Source organism: Paenibacillus sp. DRB1-1, from assembly GCF_052119485.1.
Taxonomy (GTDB): domain Bacteria; phylum Bacillota; class Bacilli; order Paenibacillales; family Paenibacillaceae; genus Paenibacillus; species Paenibacillus polymyxa_B.
This window is the reverse complement of sequence record NZ_JBODQH010000001.1, coordinates 2,731,354-2,750,508: the sequence shown is the minus strand read 5'-3', so window position 1 is coordinate 2,750,508 and position 19,155 is coordinate 2,731,354. Positions and strand designations below refer to the sequence as shown.

Below are 19,155 nucleotides of genomic sequence, written 5' to 3'. Positions count from 1 at the left end.
AACACCTCTCATTCCAAAATATAGTCGTGCAATTCCCGTTGCGCTCGATACTTTGCCCAATTGAATTCAGGCCAAGCCGATTCTTCTCTCGTCATGCTCGTCAAACGGGCTTGTAAAAACTCATCCAGCGCTCCATGTTCCTTACGGCTAAAGTCAATCAGCAGCGGAATCGCGTCTGCCGATAGCTCACTCAAATATTCCTTATCTATCACCGATGTCGTACGATACCGTTCGAGATTATTTTCAGCAATCCGTATATCAATGCCCACATAGTTCACGACGACATAGGCAACCAGAGCGAGTACAATATAATATTTCGCCAACGGCAGTTGACGGAAATGAATGCGTACTGCTGCAATAAGCAGTAGCAAGCCCAGAAAAATCATAAACGCGTGTACCAAATAGCGGGTGTACGTATAGCCGTATGCTTCTTCGTACATAACCAGCCGGGTATATCCCGAGTACAGCATCACACCCGAACAACCAACGAGTATGTACAGCAGGCCGCTGTTCATTTTTTGCACTATACCTGAGCCAAATTCAGTCCACTTCAATACACTGATCATCAGCACAAAGTTGATACCTGTTACCATAACCAGCTCCCCGAATCCTCTTCTCGCATATTCAGCATACGAGGTTCCTTCGGGCAGAGCACCTTCCCATGCACCAAACAGATATCCGAACTGCAACACAACGAATACAACATACACCAAATTCATGACAATCAGCACCGTAGCGGTGATTACAGGATCAAACTTGATCGCAATCGGCTCGTGGTAAGGCACCGTTGGTCGGTCAATCATCACTGAAGAGTGACCATCATACTCAGTGGTTTGGCCATTCGTGCGCTCGTCTAATCCGTGCCATGATTGGGTCTCTCTCTGCGTATTACGCGGAGCAGGCTGTACAAATCCCCACAAATAACAGAAGAAACAGAAGGTGAAAAAGCAGGTCCAGATCAGCCGCAGCATGCCATTCCCAAAGGACAGCGTTCCGATCCATTCGGGTACTCCAGCTAACAACTTTTCGAACATCCCATCCGCCGAAGCCAGCAAAGATATGATAATGAACAGTAGCGGCAAGGCAATAAGTAAACCAATCATCACTTTGCCCAATACACGCTTACGCTCATCCTTTACATTCCGAAGGGCTACTGTCTTGACCATCCGAAAGGGGGTCACGATATGACGAAAGTTTTGATAAAACCAATGGCTTAACGCCTGACCAATAATACCGGGTTCTGACCAGCCATGCCTTTTCTCCCCAAACAGCAGCACCATATGTACGCTAATCAGAGCAGGTATCGCCAGCGCATTTAACACATACAGGACCGGATTATTGAACAGCGCATATGTCAATGCCAGCATGAAAATGATCACAAACAGCAAACGCCCTATCCATGATCCTAACTGGAAACGATCTCGATTAAAGGCATACATATAGGCGTAAAACACAATAACAAAAATTGGCATAGACACGCCCAGCCCATGTCCGTAAAACAGATATTGATGAACCAGCGCCAACACAATTGCGCCAGCAAAGGCGGACAGAAACGACGTTTTCGGCAAAGACGTTCCATTCATCTTGTCATGCATGGTAAATACCTCCACAAATATGCTTTATAACCCTTATTGTAGATGATAAAATAAGAAGATAAAGAGAAATTAATTCAAACAAAATTTCCTATTTTATAAAAGTGGCTACGCTTTTAATCAAATATAGGGGAAACGGAGCAACCTTGAATGAAACTCCATGCCCAATTTTTACGGCTTCACTCACACGCAGCTGACGACAAGGACGAAAACCATACCATAGAGACGACGCTGGATGAGCTGGCGGCTATTTTTGACTGTACTCACCGCAACGCCTTGATGATCATTCAGAAAATGGAGCAGCACGACTGGATACAATGGACTCCTCGCCGAGGCAGAGGTCGCCGCTCCAGTCTGCGCTTCCTCATTCAGCCGGAAGACATTGCCGTGCAATCCATGATGCAAGCCATAGACCGCCATGATATCAAACGCGCGCTGGATGAGATCCGAGTTCATTCACGCTCCTCCACCATGCAGGAGCATTTGCAAGGCTGGCTGCTGAATTATTTTGGGCATCACGCAGAGGTGCGCAGTGATCAGCAGCAGATCGACACGCTGCGTCTGCCTATTCGCCAGCAACTCTATACGCTGGACCCGTTGTACTTGAACTGGCTCGCCGAGTCCTTCGTATCCAGCCACGTCTTTGATGGCCTGGCCCGCCGGGCGAACGAAAGCGGCGAGATTTTGCCGGGATTGGCGCACGCTTGGGAGGTGGATACCACTCGTACACAGTGGACCTTTTTCCTGCGTAAAGAAGTGTTGTTTCATAACGGAAAAATACTGACCGCTGAAGACGTCGTCTATACCTTTGAGCGACTGAGTCGGGCGCCGGGAAGGAGACTTTACCATTTTATCGTCCGGCAAATTCAGCACGTCCAGGCGCTAAGTCCAACGATAGTACGCTTCGTACTAAAGGAGCCGAACGAGCTGTTTCTATCCTTCCTGTGTACCAGCCGGGCTGCGATTGTGCCGCGTGAGCTTAATCAGGTGGGTGAAGCCGCCTTTGGCATCCGCCCTGTCGGTACAGGGGCATTCAAAGTCACGGAAATGAACGAAAGCCTGTGTACACTGGAGGCTTTCGCACCTTATTTTCAAGGCCGAGCTCATCTGGACCGAGTGGAAATTGTCCAACTCCCGTGGGCGACTAAGCTGGAATCGTCGGATACGGAAGACACCGCTTCTTCTTTTCACATTATCCATAATCCCGTATCAGCGGGAGATACGGATACCGCATGGAGCCAGATTCACTCGGCGGCTTCGGTACGCAAATTTATCACATGTAATACACACAAGGATGGACCGTTGCGCAACCCAGAAATACGTGCCCGCATTGTAGCATGTCTGGATCATCGCTCCCTTCCTCCAGCAGTGGATTCATCTAACGATTCTTATGAACCACTGGCGGCACTACAAATTGCTACCATTCCCGAGTATAAAGCCGACGCAGACCGGGTTGCGGCTCAGCTCGAATCCTGTGGGTATACCTGTAACATCGTGGCCGCATCTATGAATGAATTCAAAAGCTCATCTATCCGTATGGAGTCAGACTTAATCATCTTTTCTCTCTTTCGTGACCGTGATGAGCAATTACGCCTGTTTGACTTGTATCTCAATGTATCTGGGCATGTGGAGCCTCATAGCCGTGTGGATATCGAAAGACTGCTGCGTGAAATTGCACGGGAGGCCGATCATACTGTTAGGGCGCAGCAATTTGAACATATCGAAACTCGGCTCATGGATGAGCACCAGCTGCATATTTTATATGAAAAGCCCGTTCAGACGGCCTATCTTCCTTCTGTGCGCGGTGTATCTTTTAACAGTCAGGGCTGGGTAGATCTGCGTCATGTCTGGTTTCCGCCTGCTCAACTTCCAACTCCCCACTCTTGACGGCAAAAGTGCCCCTTCAAATGCACTTCACATCAAAAAAAGGTATCCTCTTCTTCAGAAGAGGATACCTTTTGGAGTGCCGTTATCTAGAACCTCTAAGCCGATGGTTCAGGAGTTGAAAGTGCCCAGCCACCTACCCCATGACTGTGAACATCACTCGGATCTTCTACAGGGGGAGCAATAGGTGAAGAAGTCAGGATGATAAAAACGTTAAATACCAGCAGAGAAAAAACGAGCTTTTTTATCATGGAAGTATTCTACCTCTCCAAGTAGATTTTTATATTCTGCTTTGTCCTCAGAAGAGGCAGTATGCCGATATTTTTCGAATAATCCTACACATTTAATCGTTACAGGATTACCGTTCAGCACGACGGAATAGGAAAGGCTCTCAAGCAAGAATTTCATACCTTTGGTATAACGGTGTTTGTTGAGATCATAACAAGCCATCTCTGCCAAAAATCGTGCATAGAGATCTGCTGACATTTGCTCCGTATAGGTGCCTACCTTGACATGCTGATCTGCAAATGCCGCAATTTGTTTTTCAAAACGTTGCAGTACATGATCCACATTAAAATCATAACGATTGGCTGCCACCATAATTTTGAGCAAACCTACCAGAATTTCGCCTTCATTTCTTTCCAAATAGTCCACGTACTGTGGAATCACATCCAGACTGCCGGACATCAGCTGATATAGATACCCGTTGGCCTCAGCCCAGTTACTGCACTGATCCTTCAAACGACGCGCTTCTTCTGTATCCTCCTGTACCCAGCTCAAATCAGAATACAAGGATACATATTCCAGTGCTTTTTGGTAATCCCCGCGCTCATCACACACCCCGGCACGCAGCACGTAAGAGTATACAATATACATAAACAAGGGACCTTTGGGTTCCTTGCCACGCTCGGATTTTCTCGTATTTCCGTATTTTTGTTCATATTGTACCTTGGCCCTGTGACCCATTTTTTCAGCTAACCACTCTACTTTATCCCAACGTCGCAAGGAAGCATAGGTATTCGCCAGGTCTTTTAAGGCATCCAGCTGATCTGCTTCACCCAATCGTTCCACAAAGCTTTCAAAGTGTGTGGCTGCCCATAAATTTTCGTCCTGGTCATCGCCAACGGCAATCGTAAATAAACGGTATTGGCAGAGCGCCAGACGCTCTGAATGTTGGTACTTCTCACTTTCCGAAACATTTTTATAAATAATTGCCGCAGCCTCGAACTTGCCTTCACTGAATAATTCTTCTGCTGTCTCAAACAAAGCTGGGGCGTATATGAGATAGTCCATCATAAACTCCACGACTTGCTTAATACAATCCAGTTTGTTCAGCTCTGCACAGCGATGCAAAAAGGGACGAACCCGTCGCCAATTCGGTGCCGTATTCCGTATAAATTCATCAATGTATAACTCATAGAGGCTTCCTTCTTCAAGCCCCATGCCTGCAGCAATCCGATCCAACAGCAACATCGCAATCGGACGATTACCGTTAATAATGGCACTGATCGTTCCTGCATTAATACCTGTGTTCTCCCCAAACTTACTAATCGTAATTCCTTCTCGTCTGATGTACTGCTCCAGCTCTGCGCGAATTGTGGTTGTTTCCTTCAAATCAGGCACCCCCAGGGATTACTTGCATGATTACAATACAAAAAAAGAAAATTCCCGCGAATATTCCCTTAATTATACAAAAGAAAGTCCGCTTAGCCAACCGCTCAAGTAAATTTATATCAAAAAATTCAATAATTCTCCGAATTGCCGTATACTACGGGGAGGTGAGCCGAATAGCTACACCCAATCGGTACGCAGGAAAGGATACGACAAATGGACAACACCCCTACAACAGAACAAGAAATTGCACAATGGATGGTCGCGCAGATCCGTGAAGTGGGCACCCTGAAACAAGAAGATGCAATTGCATATGTACGCTCTGAGTATGGAGAGCAGTATGTGTTTATAAGCGAGCATGGTCATGTATCTCTGGAAAAAGAAATCAAAAAAGCATTCCGCAAGCTTCATGGTGGCAGAATTGCCTGGGATCGTGACGGATTTCTCTGGGCCTGGACTTAACAAGCAAAAGCATCTGCCCTAGGCAGGTGTTTTTTTAATAATTTATCCATATATCCTCTGGAGTCGGTTAATTTCTTCCTTCACAAACTGTCGGAGTGCTACAGGCTCCACAACTTCAACCCTACCGATCCAATCCATAGCATCGCGACAGGCTGCTTCATAACTATACATGTTGACCGTTAGAATGAAATGACTGCCTTCCTGTACAGACTGGATGATTTCCATTCTTTTCGCTATAATTCCCGCTTGCTTCTTATTCGTTCGGATCAGAACGGGATAGTATTCTTTCTCTGTACAAAGCTGCTTAAACGCGGTTTCTTGCCTCATCCAATGATGTTCCAGCGAAAAATCGACCGGAACCTCAAACACTTCCGCAGACGGCTGAACCTCCTTGATTCGCTCACATTTAAAGGTCCGAATCTCCTGCCCAACTTCACAGAAGGCAATGAGATACCAATCTCCTTTTTTCACCACAAGTCCATAGGGATGCACATGACGGGAAGAACAGATTCCGTCAGCCTTCTCATATTGAATGGTTATTTTATGGGACCCCCACACTGCAGCTCTCACGGCCTCAAGACAAGGAATGGCTATACGTTCCGTCCACCACGGCGTATCATCAAAATAAAACCGTGCTTTGGCTTTCTTAATATCGGACTGATACGGGTCTGGCATCGTCTGTTCCAGTTTGAGCAGAGCATTCTTTAACTTCAAACCCGATTCGGTGGGCCCACCTGTATAAATGCCCATCCCTGTTAAATACAACTGAATGACATCCCCGCCATTCAACTGTTTCAGGTTCGCCGTATAACCCTCCATTAAATAAATTCCGCCCTTCGGTCCGGATGCGGTAACAATCGGAACGCCGGCTTCAGCCAGGAGGTCGATATCCCTGTAAATGGAGCGTACAGAGGTTTCCAGTGCCAACGCCAATTCCTTGGCCTTCATTCTCCCTCTAGATTCGATACATAATAAAATCGCGATTAAACGATGCAGTCTCACAATCATACCTCCACAATAGATGGTTAACCCGAATTGAAAAGATGATGCAAAGATTGTTGACACCCTGTTGGCAGCAATAGGTGTGTATCATAGAAGTAAAGGGGTGTAATGGATGATGAATATTGGAATATTGGGGACGGGATTCGGCGCATATCATGCCTCATTGTTAAACAACCATCCCAAGGTAAACAGAATCATGGTATTTGGAAGGAACGAAACCAAGCTGCAAAAGCTGAAAGAGGAGCTAAACGTAGAAGTCACACAAAATATAGAGGATATTCTGCTGGATCCAGACGTGGATATCGTCGATCTATGCCTGCCCTCCCACCTGCATAGGTCATATGCTGTGGATGCGCTAAAGCACGGTAAGCATGTATTTTGTGAAACACCCGTTTGCTTTAATCTCGAAGACGCTCTTCTTATGCAACAAGCTGCGGAGCAATATGGCAAAAAGATTCTGGTCAACCAGTTCATTAAGTTTGATCCCGCCTATACCTATCTGTATGAGGCATACCGCCAACAGAAGTACGGAAAGCTTATCTCCTTATCTTTGAAAAGAGAAACGCCTCCTCTGTGGGGGGATCTTGGACTAAGCTCCATCCCTACTCAGTTCATGATTCATGAACTGGATTTACTGACCTGGCTATTAGGCCCCTGTGATCCATTTACAGTCTGGGGTACAGAAGTTACCCATCCTGAACAAGCACAGGTTCGTGCTTACTTTCAGCATCGGGATACATTCACAGAAGTCATCGCCTCATCCCACATGCCGGGAAGCTACCCCTTCACAGTGGCCTATGAAGCTTATTTCGAAAAGGCCAAGCTGGTATTTCATGAAAGCGACGAAAACGATCTTATACCTACCGCATTATATGAGTATACCGCATCAGGACAGCAAAAAATCAACCTCGAATCTGCCAATCCATACGAAAAAAGTTTGGATCATGCACTTGAATGCTTTGGTGGACATTCGGAAAGCCTGATTCCACTGGAATCGGCTGTACAAGCGCTGAAAGTGGCTATTGAGATTAAAAGCAGACTGGGGCAAGGCCAGCGTTAACCCGGTATCTACGGAAATCAGCTTCCTATAAGGAAGCTGTATCCGCAGGCAGGGAAACTTCGTCTGCGTAGTTCGTTGCCATAATCTTGGCTACCCCGGCCGGATCGGTCGTCTGCCCCAACGCCCACATCATTTTCGTCACCAGCGCTTCCGTTGTCATGTCATACCCCGGAATAACCCCCTTCTCCAGTACCTTTTGCCCCACTTCGTAAATCGTCAAATCCCCGCCCTCATAAGGACATTGAGTAGTCACGACAATACTCATACCGTCCTTCATCAGTTCCTCGATTTTACTGATCAGGCTTCTTTCTTTAAAAGGGACGCCACCCATACCAAAGCCCTCAATGACGATACCTTTATAGCCCAAGCCCTGAATGGCATCGAAAATCGCCGGATTCGTACCCGGAATCAGCCTGAGCAGAAATACTTCGGAAGCATACCCGTCGTTGTATGGATGACGAACGGTACTGCGATTTGCAAATACGCCCTCCGTATAGACCACCTTACCGTTCTCCACGAGGCCAATGTACGGATAGTTAATACTCTCAAAGGCGTTATAGCTGCGTGTTCTGATTTTCGAGCTACGGCTACCATTGATAATTTTGCCGTTAAACACGACAAAAACCCCAGCCACCTCGCCACATGCGGTCAGGAATGAGTCAATTACATTTTTTTTGGAATCGCTGTGCTCCGCCAAAATGGAAACTTGTGAACCTGTCACAACGACGGGTTTGTCTACGGTTCCCAGCATGAAACTCAAGGCTGAAGCCGTATAAGCCATCGTATCCGTACCGTGTGCAATGACAATGCCGTCGTACTGATCGAGCGAACGATGTACCATCCGGGCGATGGAAGCCCAATCCTCTGGTTGTGTATTTGTGCTATCAATGCTCATCAGATTATGGGCATCAATCTCGCAAATCTCCTTCAGCTCCGGAATTTCCGCCAAAATATTTTCAGCCGATTGGGTCGGTGTCAGGCCGTTTTCCTGATAGGAGGAAGAAATGGTCCCTCCGGTATTAATGAATAAAACCTTTTTCATATGCCAATGTTCCTTCCCGATTACATCTTCACTGTATTGTTCTTAGAATTTATCATGAATAAGTGTGATAAGCTACTTTGCAATGGAAAAGAACTTGGGATATGAGGCGCCAAAAAAGCACGACAAACAAGCGCGGGCTTTCCTTCCTCCTGCGACTTGTCTAACGTGCTTTTTACTATAGGTGCAATAAGTCTACAGCGTTGTACATACCTATAACCCATCCACGTACTTTTTATGGGGATACAGGCTGCTCCTGTGGCGCTCTCTGTACCAACGCTTTGCCCAGAAACTGCCGTGTCCGTTCTTCCTTCGGATTGGTGAAAAACTGCTCCACGGGTCCCTGCTCCACGATCACACCATGCTCCATCAGCACAACCCGATCCGCTACATCTCTCGCAAAACCAAGCTCATGCGTGACAATAATCATCGTATTGCCTTCACTCGCCACCTTTTGGATCACGGACAGCACTTCATCCACCAGTTCAGGATCAAGTGAGGATGTCGGTTCATCGAACAACAACACCTGCGGATTTAGTGCCAAAGCACGGGCAATCGCAACTCGCTGCTGCTGTCCACCCGAAAGCTGGGCAGGATAATAGGTCATACGATCCTTTAACCCGACCTTTTCCAAAATGCCTTCACTGATCTCCCTTGCCTGCTTACGATCCAGCTTTTTCACACTGGTCAGACCAATCATCACATTATGGAGTGCATTCAAATTTTTAAACAACTGATATTGCTGAAATACCATTGCCGTTGCCATCCGTAGTCCGAGAATGTCTTTTTTTCCCGCCTTGGCGGCATCGACCTTTACACCGTTAATTTCAATGACTCCGCTGTTCGGCTGTTCCAAAAAATTAATACTGCGCAGCAGCGTGGACTTCCCCGATCCGCTTGGGCCCAGGATGACTACAACTTCTCCCTTGCCTACCGTCAGGTCTATGCCCTTCAACACATGATGCTGCCCAAAATGCTTATGAATTTGATGAAGTTGAATCATACCTTACTCACTTCTTTCGTAAATTCGAATACGCTTCTCCAGCACGACAAGCCCGCGCTCAATAATAATGCACACCAACCAGTAAATCAGAGACACCGCGACATATACCTCAAAAAAAGCCAACGCCCGCGCGCCCATAATTTTAGCCTGTCCCATCATATCGACGACACCGATCATAAAAATAAAAGACGTATCCTTCACCGTACTGATCAGCGTGTTTCCCAAATTGGGCAAAGCCACCGTCAACGCCTGTGGTAGCACAATTTTGAGCATAATCTGTGTTTGACTCATCCCGATGGAATTGGCAGCCTCAAATTGTCCCCGGTCGACTGAATGAATCGCCGCCCGGAACGTCTCAGACAGATACCCCCCGAGATTTAGTGAAAATGACAACAATGCGAAAACCTCGGGTGGAATCACGTAGATATTTAATTGCTGTAAGAAACCGTATTCGCTCTGAAAATAATATAAAAACTTGGGTATTCCATAATATACGAGAAACAGCTGCACAATGAGCGGTGTTCCCCGGATGTAGGAGACATACAGCGTAGACAGTTGCGCCAAGACAGGCACCTTGTATATCCGAATTAACGCCGTTGCCAACCCGATAATCGTACCCAGCAGCATGGACAAAAATGCAATCCATAGCGTAACGGGTAGATACTCAACGATCCGGGGAAGGCTTTTCAGCATATAATCAAGGTCAAACAGCTTTTCCATAGGAACCTCACTTTACCCTTTACATTGTTGTTACTGCGGGATATATTCTCCGCCTGTCCATTGTTCAGACAATTTTTTCAGTGTTCCGTCCGTTTTCAACTCTTTAATAATCGGGTCGATTTTAGCTTTCAGCTCTTCGCCCTGCTTATCCTTTTTGAACACCAGATTGATATCATCCGTTTGCACAGGATCACCTATCGCTTCGACCTGCAAACCTTCCTTCTTGATCGTAGCAGCCGTCATGACTGGATCATTCACATAAGCGTCCACCCGGCCATTTTGCACGTCTTGAAGGTTATCGGACGAAGTGCCTGTATCATTGTATTTCAAAATAATTTTATTCCCATTCTTCGCATTATATTGTTCCAGCAATTGTGTGTAGGAATCGCCTACTGATGCGGCTACCTTCTTGCCTTCCAAATCCTTGAGAGAGTGTATATCCGTTCTGCCTTTTTTCACAACAATGACGGATTGTGCCTGAAAGTAGGATTCATCCGAGAACAAATATTTTTGCTCGCGCTCAGGATTTTTGGCGATTTCATCTGCTACGACCTGAATCTTGTTCGATTCCAGCGCCATGAAAATTCCGTCCCAGCCAGAAGGTACAAACTCAAACTTGTAGCCGTCCAGCTTCTTGTCGATCTCCTTGACTACTTCCACATCGTATCCGGTCAGCTCGTTTTTTTCATTCGTAAAAGCAAACGGAGGGTAGTCATTTTGTGTGCCGACATAGATTACCTTATCCCCCGATGCCGCATCCTTCGAGGAACATCCACTCAAGGCACCCGTTAATAACACAAGAGATAGGCCAATCGCTGCTACCAAAGCAGATTTCTTCATATATGACATCCCCTTTTTAATATCCAAGTAATTTACTATGATTTTATATTATAACGGGTTATTCAAATAATACAACAAGTAAATTTCATTTCGATTATTTATCCATATGTTGCACAAAAAAAGGACCCTTGCGGGTCCACTGTTATCCATGAAGCGGAAAACGCTCTGCTGGATGTTCCGGCAAAATGGACGAGATCAACCGTCGTACAGCCGGATGAGCAGATTCAAAAATCTGATCCTTCTCATCACAGCGCTCAATCAATCTCCCCTGCTCCATCACAGCAATGCCATCACAGACGGCATATGCCGCCCGAATATCATGCGTGATGAACAGATATGACAATCCAAACGAAGATTTCAGTTCTCCCAGCAGGGATAAAATGTGCATCTGGTGAACCATATCGAGGCTGCTGACGGACTCATCCAGCACGATCAGCTTTGGCTTGAGCGCAATCGCTCGTGCAATATTGATCCGCTGCAATTGTCCGCCACTGAACTGATGCGGATATTTAATCCGGTCCTCTGGCTTGAGGCCGACCCGTTCCAGCAGGCTTTCGACCGTTCTTTTTTGTTCCTGCGCCGATAACCGTTCGTAATTGTCCAATGGCTCCCCAATAATCTGCCCGGCGGTCATTCGGGGATTTACAGCAGAGTAGCAGTCCTGAAATACGACCTGCATATCCCGTCGCAGTCCCCTGCGGACTTGGGGGCTCGCATTATAAATGTCCTGTCCCTGGAACAGCACCTGACCCTCCTGCGGCCTCTCCAGCCCCAGAATAACCTTGCCCAGCGTGCTTTTACCAGCTCCGCTGGTACCAAGTAAGCCCAGGCAAAACCCACTTTCTATAGTAAGCGAAACGTTAGCCAACACAGGAGGACGTGGTTCAGAGCGGCCCAGCCATTTGCGCCTTCCATAGCTATGAGTTACTTTCTTCACTTGTAGCATGCGCATTCGCTCCCCTTTTGAAAGTGTAACCGTCGAACAGGCGACTAACCACCTACCTGATTTATGCCCCGAATGGACAACTTGGGTCTGACATGCAGCAGCATTTTCGTATATTCATCCTGCGGGTGATCGAATAACTGATGGACCTCAGCCTGCTCAACAATACGACCCTGCTGCATGACAGCCACTTCATCCGCCAATTGGGAAATGACGCCCAGATCATGCGAGATCAGCAAAATGGACGTATTGTATTCCGTACGCAAGCGATCCAGCTCTCTTAGCACCTGTAGCTGATTGACCACATCGAGCGCCGTCGTTGGTTCATCGGCAATAACCACTGCTGGCCGCAGGCACATGGAAATGGCGATCATGACTCGTTGCAGCATCCCGCCGCTCAACTGAAACGAATACCGCTTCATCAGCTTGGCTGGATCGGGCAGATTCATATTTTCCAGAGCCGTTATGGCAAGTTCATGGGCCTGTCGTTTGGTTAATCCGGTGTGCGTGCGGACCGTTTCCATAAACTGAGCTCCGATCGTATACACTGGCGTAAAAGCGCTCATCGGATTTTGCATAATAAACGCGATTTCCTTGCCCCGAATACGGCGCATCTCCTCGGCCACCATTCCGTTCAGCTCACGCCCGTTCAGACGGACACTACCTTCCACGTCCATCGTCTGGCGATCCAGCAGTTGGAGCAACGCTTTACAAGTCACTGTTTTGCCGCTTCCACTCTCGCCGACAAGACCCAGTACCTGTCCCTTTTTCAGCTCAAAATGAGTTGGCTCCAGCAGAGATACCGCCCCGGCATCGGTTTTGAGCTTCACCTGTAAGCCGCTGACCTCCAGCACCTTCTCCCTGTCGTCCATCGTTGTAACTCACTCCCGTTTTACTGACGTTTGGCAATTCCGTATCGGTCGGACAGCGCCTCCCCCAATATATTGAAGGCCATCACCACCACCAGAATCATAACCCCCGGATAGATCATTAATTCCGGATGACTGCGTATGTATCCCGTTCCCTCATGAATCATCGCTCCCCATTCGGGAGTCGGCGGCTGAATGCCTAGACCAAGGAACGACAACGCGGAAATATCCATGATCGCCCAGCCCATTTCCAGCGTACCAATGACCACAATCGGCCGCAGCACATTCGGAATAATATGCCGCCGGATAATGGCCCCTGAGGAGGACCCGCTAATCCTTGCAGCAGCTATAAAATTCCGTTCTTTCAGACTGACGACCATATTGCGGCACATTCTGGCATAATACACCCACTGCACCATCATTAAGGCAAGCAGCACCTGCATGAGGCCCGGCCCAAAAATACCGACAATGCCCAGCACAAGCACCAAATTCGGAAACGCCATAATACCTTCGCAAAACCGCATCAACACACTATCGACCCAGCCGCCCACATAACCTGCTAGCGACCCGACCACAACGCCGATGCTAAGCGAGGACAGGAAAATTAATGTCGCAAAACCGAGGGAAATCCGCGCTCCATACAGCAACCGGGATAAATTGCACCGACCCAAATGATCGGTCCCCAGCCAGTATTCTTTCGAAGGTCCCTCCAGCTTGTGCAGTAAATTGACTTTAACCGGATCATGGGGAGCCAGCCAAGGAGCTAGCGCCATAATGATAAAAAGAGCAGCCAGTACGACAGAGCAGACCACGATTACCTTTTGACCTTTGAACATTGTACGCAACCTTATCATCACTGCTCTGCTCGTCCCTTCGATGAAATTCGGGGGTCCATATACAAATGCACCAGATCAACGAGCAAATTGCATACGATGAACAGGCATGCCGCCAAAAACACATAGCATTGTATGACGGGAATATCCCGGTTAAAAATCGCTTCCACAAAATAACGGCCAAACCCGGGCCATGAAAACACCTGCTCCACAATAATTGTTCCGGTCAGAAGCTTGCCCAGATTCATACCCATACTTGTAATCAGTGGAGCAATGGCAATTTTCAGTACATGCTTGAGCATGATCACCCGCTCACGAATCCCTCTAGTTCTGGCATACTGCACATACGTTTCCTGAAGCTGCTCCAACACACTGGAACGCAGCAGGCGCGTATATAAAGCAATCAGAACCAGCGACAGGGTCAAAGTGGGCAACACCAGATGTTGCCACGTTCCTCGCCCCTCTACAGGGAGCCAATCCAATCGGACAGAGAAAAAGAAGATTAACAAATATCCCAGCCAGAACTGGGGTATAGACGCGCCAAAATATGAAATTCCTCGACTAAGCATGTCGATCCATCCATTTTTACGCATCGCCGCCAGCACGCCCAGTGGAATACTCACCACAATAGATAGCACCATACTGCTCACAGCCAATTCAAAAGTGGCGGGCAGCCGAACCTTGACCTCATCCCACACCGGCTTGTTGGTCAGATACGAAGTACCAAAGTCCAATTGACTGATTCTTTGAAGTGTATGCATATACTGCGTCAGCAAAGGCTGATCCAGCCCGAACTCATGTCTTTTCTGCTCCAGAATCTCTGGAGTAGGATAAATATGAGCAGCCGTCAAATAGGCCTCGGCCGGATCAACTGGTGAAATATGAATCAGTGCAAAGGTAACGAGGGTGGCAAAGAGAACAATAGGAATGACCGCTACCATTCGCTTCCCGATATAGCTGATCATGAGTTGTCCTCCTATCCTGTAAACTACCGTTACCTATCGGCTTCAGCTACTTTCCGATTTCAATTCCCTCAAACGGATTTTCATCCCGATTAGCCGGGAATACAAAGTTTGTAATCTTTTTCTGGTACACTGCCGTTTTCTTAATATATGAAATAGGCACAATGGCAGATTGCTCCTGAAGCGTCTTCAGAATCGAAGCATACAGCTCTTGACGCTTGGTTTCATCTGTCGATGAGAGCGCTTCGTGTACTTGCTGATCCAGATCTTTCTTCATCGGAAGGGCACTCAGCACCTCGGAAATTCCGAAGCTCTTCTTGGCAATGACATTAATAAAGGAGTGCGGATCATAAGGCGCACCATAGTTGTACCAGAAGTACAGATCAAACTGGTTGGATCTAAGGCGCTTAATTTGAACCGTCAGCTCCAGTCCAGTCAGGTTCACTTTGACACCCAGTTCTCCCCATTCGGCCTGAATGGTTTCAGCCATCGCCTTTTGGATCGGATCAGTCTTATCAAAAATCAGCTCAAAATCCAGCTGTTGTCCGTCTTTTTCCCGTACTGTACCGCCTGCGGGCAGCTTCCAGCCAGCCTCATCCAGCAACGCTTTGGATTTTTCCACATCATAGCCAACAGGCTGTAAGTTTACATTCGTATACGGATAGTTTTTAGATAAAACCGTATCCGCTTTTTCCTCCAGCCCCGAGGTCACACCTTCCACCATTGCCTGCTTGTTAAAGCCATGCTGGAGTGCCAGACGTACCCGAAGGTCTGCCAGCTTGGGATTGGATGAGTTGAGTAACAGGCTTCTTGTACCGACAGGCTCGGACAGCGTGGTAACATACTGATTCGTGTCGCGAAGCTGTTTGAAAGCATCCAGACTAATGACACCCTCTCCATAAATCAGATCCAGGTCGCCTTTTTCAAAGGCCATTACACGGGTTTCGCCATCGGGAATGATTTTTACCGTAATTTTATCCACCTTCGGTGCAGTACCCCAATAGTTCGGATTACGCTTAAAGGTTGCATATTCATCTTGCTTGTATTCATCCAGCATCCAAGGTCCTGTACCTACAGGTTTCTTGATTCCTTTGGACGTATCTCCATCATCCGGGAACCCAGCTTCACCCAGAAAACGGAACGGGCGAACGACAGACAAATCCTGAAGCACTGGGTAGTATGGCTCTTTGAGCGTCATTCGGAAGGTGCTGTCATCTACAGCTTCAGTTTTGTCGAGAACGCCTACTATACCAAGCCAGCTGTGCGTTTTCTCATTTTTCATAATAGCGTCAAAGTTCTTTTTGACAATGGCCGCATTAAATAGCGTTCCATCCGAAAATTTCACACCTTTGCGTAGCTTAAACGTATATATTTTGCCGTCCTTGGATATAGTCCAGGATTCAGCCAAAGCAGGCTCCAGCTTACCTCCTTGCTTGTAGCTGACTAACGGCTCATAAATCATAGATTGTGCAAAAAGTTGGGAAGGATTGTATACGTGAGGATTCATCGTACCAATGTCACGCGGCCACGATAGTGTGATAGACTTTTCATTGGCAACTCCGTCAGTTGAGGTGGATGCAGGCGTGTTCTCCTGCTTCGCACAACCCAAAACAACGGATAATAAGAGGAGCGCCACCAACATAAGGGTGGCAGTCTTGCGGTGTCGAACGGACATCAATGTATTTCCCCTTTTCTATATATGTGATAATGATTATCATAATCATATTTAGAATAGGTACCACGTTCTATTTTGTCAACAACATTCGACAAACAATCCTCATATTTATTTTAAATTTGTGGAATATTAAATTTATGGCTTAATTATCCAACGTTTGAAACAGAGTACGCGTGTACTCATGCTGTAACAAGTCTTCATCCCATTCCTTAAAGATTTCCACGATCTCCCCCTGAACCATGACGGCAACTCGATCACAAAACTGACGAGTAGATTGGAGATCGTGAGTGATGAATAGGTAGGACAACTGACGTTCCATCTGCATTCTTTTGAGCATGTCCAGTACAGAAGACTGCGTTGTCGTATCCAGATTGGCGATCGATTCATCGAACAAGATAATATCCGGCTCCACCGCCAACGCTCGGGCAATACATACCCGCTGTTTTTGCCCGCCACTCAGCTGTGCTGGGTATTTTTCCAGACTGTCAGCCTCCAATCCTACTGATTCCAATAGGGACAGACAAATATCCAGCGCCTGCTCTTTTCGCTCAGGAAAATAGTTGTGGATCGGCTCCATTAAAATATCTCGAATGGTCATACGAGGATGCAATGAGGAGGACGAATCCTGTGCAACCAATTGGATTCGCTTGTACAGCTGAACGTCCTTCATCTTTTCGAAATGTATAGGCTGATGATCCAGCCAAATCTCCCCTGAGGTCAACGATTCCAGCCCTAGAATACATTGTGCCAGCGTGCTTTTGCCACTTCCACTTTCCCCCACCAGTCCAAGACATTCCCCCTGTCGTAACTCCAGACTCACCTTCTTCACGGCCTGCTCGCTATCTTGCTTGCTGAACCAGCCTTTTCTCCGTTTGCGGACAGGGTATGCTTTGGTCACATTCTTCAATTCCAGCATCACTGGTGCATCCTTCCTTCCGGGCTCATCTCCAACACTCGATCTGCTATGCGGCTCATCCCCTGGCGATCATGTGAAATCAACAATATGGTGAGATCAAAGTCTTCTCTCAACTGTTGCAGCAATGCCAGAACCTTGTCGCGGTTGATAACATCCAACGCCGTAGTAGGCTCGTCGGCAATAAAGAGGCGCGGACCGGAGCTTAACATTGCAGCCAGCAGCACCCTTTGACACATGCCTCCGCTTAGTTCAAAAGGATATGACGACAAAATATGCTCAGGATCTGCAAACCCAACCTTGCGGAGCAGAGAGTACAAATAGGCCTCCCGCACTGGAGTAACGCCTCCTCTGGCTATCTCCGTGGCACGGCTCAGCATCTGCCGCATCCGTGGCAGCACGCCCAGCGGGTGGACTTGCTGCGGTGCAGTGTGGGATGGGACAGCATCAGCGTGCTCCGGCACTGCCTGGTTGTGCGGCATTCGACGCCGCCCGTGCAGTCTAAGCGTATCCATCAGCTGGGCGCGGACAGTCCGGATCGGGTTCAACCCGCTCAGCGATTGTTGAATGAGCAGGGCAATATCGTCTCGGCGAAGCCTTTGCCAGCGCTGTTCCTGGAACGGGAGAATGTCTTCCCCGTTATAGTAGATATGCCCTTGCGTAACACCGATACCTGGCTCCAGCATGCCTGCGATTGCGTGTGCGGTCAGACTCTTGCCGCATCCGCTCGGTCCGGTCAGGGCCACAATTTCCCCTGAATATATGGAAAAGCTCACATCACTCAGCAGCGGTTTGCTTCCGCTTTCGCTTGTTCCTACGCCAGTGCGGCAGATCTCTAAATGTTCCACGTGTAACAAAAGTTCTCGCCCTGCCACTTGTTCTATCGTATCCTTGCACCCAAGGGCTATTTGATCCTCCACTATTTGGTCGCCCCCTTTTCCGAAAAACGGTCGCCCAAAAGCTGGCAGGCAAGTACGAATAACATAATCGCCAAGCCTGGGAAAATCATGACATGCGGAGCCACCTGAAAATATGAGGTTGCATCATGCAGCATCACGCCCCACTCTGGCTTGGGCGGCTGTACACCCAGTCCAAGAAAGGACAGCCCAGCGATCATCAGCACCACGCGTCCGATATCCCATACCGCATAAACCAACAACTGCGGCAACGCTTGTGGCAATACATAACGTCTCAGTATACGCGCGTGTGAATTGCCGGATAAACGGGCATACCGAACGTAGTCCTCCTGACAGGCTTTTTGAACCAGACTACGGATATACCGGACATAGCCCGCCCACCGTACCGCAATAATCGCAAGGGTCATGTTAACAAAACCCGGGCCCAAAATGCCCACAATTGCCACCGTTAAAATAATATCAGGAAAAGCCAGTACGCCGTCGATTCCCCGCATAATCAGCTGATCCACGCGTCCGCGCACATAACCAATGAGCAACCCTATAGGTAGACTGAAGCACAGCGTAGCTGCAGTAATTGCACATGCGATTAGCACGCTCGTCCGAATCCCGTAAATTAGCCGTGACAGCACATCCCGACCCAGATGATCCGTACCAAAAGGATATTTCCGACTGGGTGGTGCCAGACGGTTCAAAAGATCCACTTGAAGAGGATCATGAGGAGCGACCCATGGAGCCAATAACCCAAGCAGCACGATCAGACCAAACAGTATGCCTCCTGCCAGCAAGCTCCCTTGAAAGGAAAGCCGTATCTTTTTCATTTTCAGCTTCCC

At 47.8% G+C, this 19,155-nt stretch carries 18 protein-coding genes; 3 read left to right on the top strand and 15 right to left on the bottom strand.

All coding sequences use genetic code 11. The features are described 5' to 3' along the window. Positions 1-8: 8 nt before the first annotated feature. Positions 9-1,595: a DUF4153 domain-containing protein gene (locus ACQW03_RS12190; RefSeq protein ID WP_441949878.1), complete on the bottom strand. Its 1,587-nt coding sequence runs from the start codon at positions 1,593-1,595 to the stop codon at positions 9-11. 147 nt (positions 1,596-1,742) lie between these two features. Between ACQW03_RS12190 and ACQW03_RS12185 the strand changes: the two genes are divergently transcribed. Then, a complete protein-coding gene (locus ACQW03_RS12185) occupies positions 1,743-3,479 on the top strand; it encodes an ABC transporter substrate-binding protein (RefSeq protein WP_441949876.1) in 1,737 nt (578 codons plus the stop codon). A gap of 210 nt (positions 3,480-3,689) precedes the next feature. Here ACQW03_RS12185 and ACQW03_RS12180 read toward each other — a convergent pair whose 3' ends face one another. Continuing rightward, on the bottom strand, positions 3,690-5,090 hold the full coding sequence (locus ACQW03_RS12180) for a helix-turn-helix domain-containing protein (protein WP_025721983.1): 1,401 nt from the start codon (positions 5,088-5,090) through the stop codon (positions 3,690-3,692). Between the two features lie 213 nt (positions 5,091-5,303). Here ACQW03_RS12180 and ACQW03_RS12175 point away from each other — a divergent pair, with 213 nt between their 5' ends. After that, positions 5,304-5,549, top strand: coding sequence for a DUF6953 family protein (locus tag ACQW03_RS12175; protein WP_013312611.1), 246 nt, complete (start codon positions 5,304-5,306; stop codon positions 5,547-5,549). A 42-nt stretch (positions 5,550-5,591) separates the two neighbouring features. Here the strand turns inward: ACQW03_RS12175 and ACQW03_RS12170 are convergent, their stop codons facing one another. Then, a complete protein-coding gene (locus tag ACQW03_RS12170; protein WP_264454386.1) occupies positions 5,592-6,551 on the bottom strand; it encodes a helix-turn-helix transcriptional regulator in 960 nt (319 codons plus the stop codon). 112 nt (positions 6,552-6,663) lie between these two features. On the opposite strand from ACQW03_RS12170, the gene ACQW03_RS12165 reads away from it, so the two are divergent. Further along, on the top strand, positions 6,664-7,611 hold the full coding sequence (locus tag ACQW03_RS12165) for a Gfo/Idh/MocA family protein (RefSeq protein WP_264454385.1): 948 nt from the start codon (positions 6,664-6,666) through the stop codon (positions 7,609-7,611). 25 nt (positions 7,612-7,636) lie between these two features. On the opposite strand, the gene ACQW03_RS12160 is transcribed toward ACQW03_RS12165, so the two are convergent. From ACQW03_RS12160 to nikC (ACQW03_RS12105), 12 genes are all read right to left on the bottom strand, one after another. Beyond that, positions 7,637-8,653 carry an asparaginase gene (locus ACQW03_RS12160; protein WP_013312613.1) on the bottom strand — a complete coding sequence of 339 codons (1,017 nt, stop codon included), beginning with the start codon at positions 8,651-8,653 and terminating at the stop codon, positions 7,637-7,639. 232 nt (positions 8,654-8,885) lie between these two features. Further along, complete coding sequence (locus ACQW03_RS12155; RefSeq protein WP_103744489.1) at positions 8,886-9,653, bottom strand: amino acid ABC transporter ATP-binding protein; 768 nt, start codon at positions 9,651-9,653, stop codon at positions 8,886-8,888. Between the two features lie 3 nt (positions 9,654-9,656). Next, a complete protein-coding gene (locus tag ACQW03_RS12150) occupies positions 9,657-10,373 on the bottom strand; it encodes an amino acid ABC transporter permease (RefSeq protein ID WP_023990975.1) in 717 nt (238 codons plus the stop codon). Between the two features lie 30 nt (positions 10,374-10,403). Then, positions 10,404-11,213, bottom strand: coding sequence for a transporter substrate-binding domain-containing protein (locus tag ACQW03_RS12145; RefSeq protein WP_023990976.1), 810 nt, complete (start codon positions 11,211-11,213; stop codon positions 10,404-10,406). A 142-nt stretch (positions 11,214-11,355) separates the two neighbouring features. Next, on the bottom strand, positions 11,356-12,165 hold the full coding sequence (nikE, locus tag ACQW03_RS12140; RefSeq protein ID WP_220026407.1) for a nickel import ATP-binding protein NikE: 810 nt from the start codon (positions 12,163-12,165) through the stop codon (positions 11,356-11,358). A 38-nt stretch (positions 12,166-12,203) separates the two neighbouring features. Then, positions 12,204-13,028: an ABC transporter ATP-binding protein gene (locus tag ACQW03_RS12135; protein WP_053326416.1), complete on the bottom strand. Its 825-nt coding sequence runs from the start codon at positions 13,026-13,028 to the stop codon at positions 12,204-12,206. 20 nt (positions 13,029-13,048) lie between these two features. After that, a complete protein-coding gene (gene nikC / locus ACQW03_RS12130) occupies positions 13,049-13,879 on the bottom strand; it encodes a nickel ABC transporter permease subunit NikC (protein WP_080682961.1) in 831 nt (276 codons plus the stop codon). Then, the gene (nikB, locus tag ACQW03_RS12125) at positions 13,879-14,823 is read right to left on the bottom strand and encodes a nickel ABC transporter permease subunit NikB (protein WP_071558037.1); all 945 of its coding nucleotides are present in this window, start codon (positions 14,821-14,823) and stop codon (positions 13,879-13,881) included. Before nikB ends, nikC (ACQW03_RS12130) begins: the two co-directional genes overlap by 1 nt. A gap of 46 nt (positions 14,824-14,869) precedes the next feature. Further along, complete coding sequence (gene nikA / locus ACQW03_RS12120; protein ID WP_071643922.1) at positions 14,870-16,495, bottom strand: nickel ABC transporter substrate-binding protein; 1,626 nt, start codon at positions 16,493-16,495, stop codon at positions 14,870-14,872. 142 nt (positions 16,496-16,637) lie between these two features. Continuing rightward, complete coding sequence (locus ACQW03_RS12115; protein ID WP_076292818.1) at positions 16,638-17,414, bottom strand: ABC transporter ATP-binding protein; 777 nt, start codon at positions 17,412-17,414, stop codon at positions 16,638-16,640. Continuing rightward, positions 17,411-18,328 carry an ATP-binding cassette domain-containing protein gene (locus ACQW03_RS12110; protein ID WP_441949869.1) on the bottom strand — a complete coding sequence of 306 codons (918 nt, stop codon included), beginning with the start codon at positions 18,326-18,328 and terminating at the stop codon, positions 17,411-17,413. Before ACQW03_RS12110 ends, ACQW03_RS12115 begins: the two co-directional genes overlap by 4 nt. Next, a complete protein-coding gene (nikC, locus tag ACQW03_RS12105; protein WP_071643926.1) occupies positions 18,328-19,143 on the bottom strand; it encodes a nickel transporter permease in 816 nt (271 codons plus the stop codon). Before nikC (ACQW03_RS12105) ends, ACQW03_RS12110 begins: the two co-directional genes overlap by 1 nt. Positions 19,144-19,155: the final 12 nt, after the last annotated feature.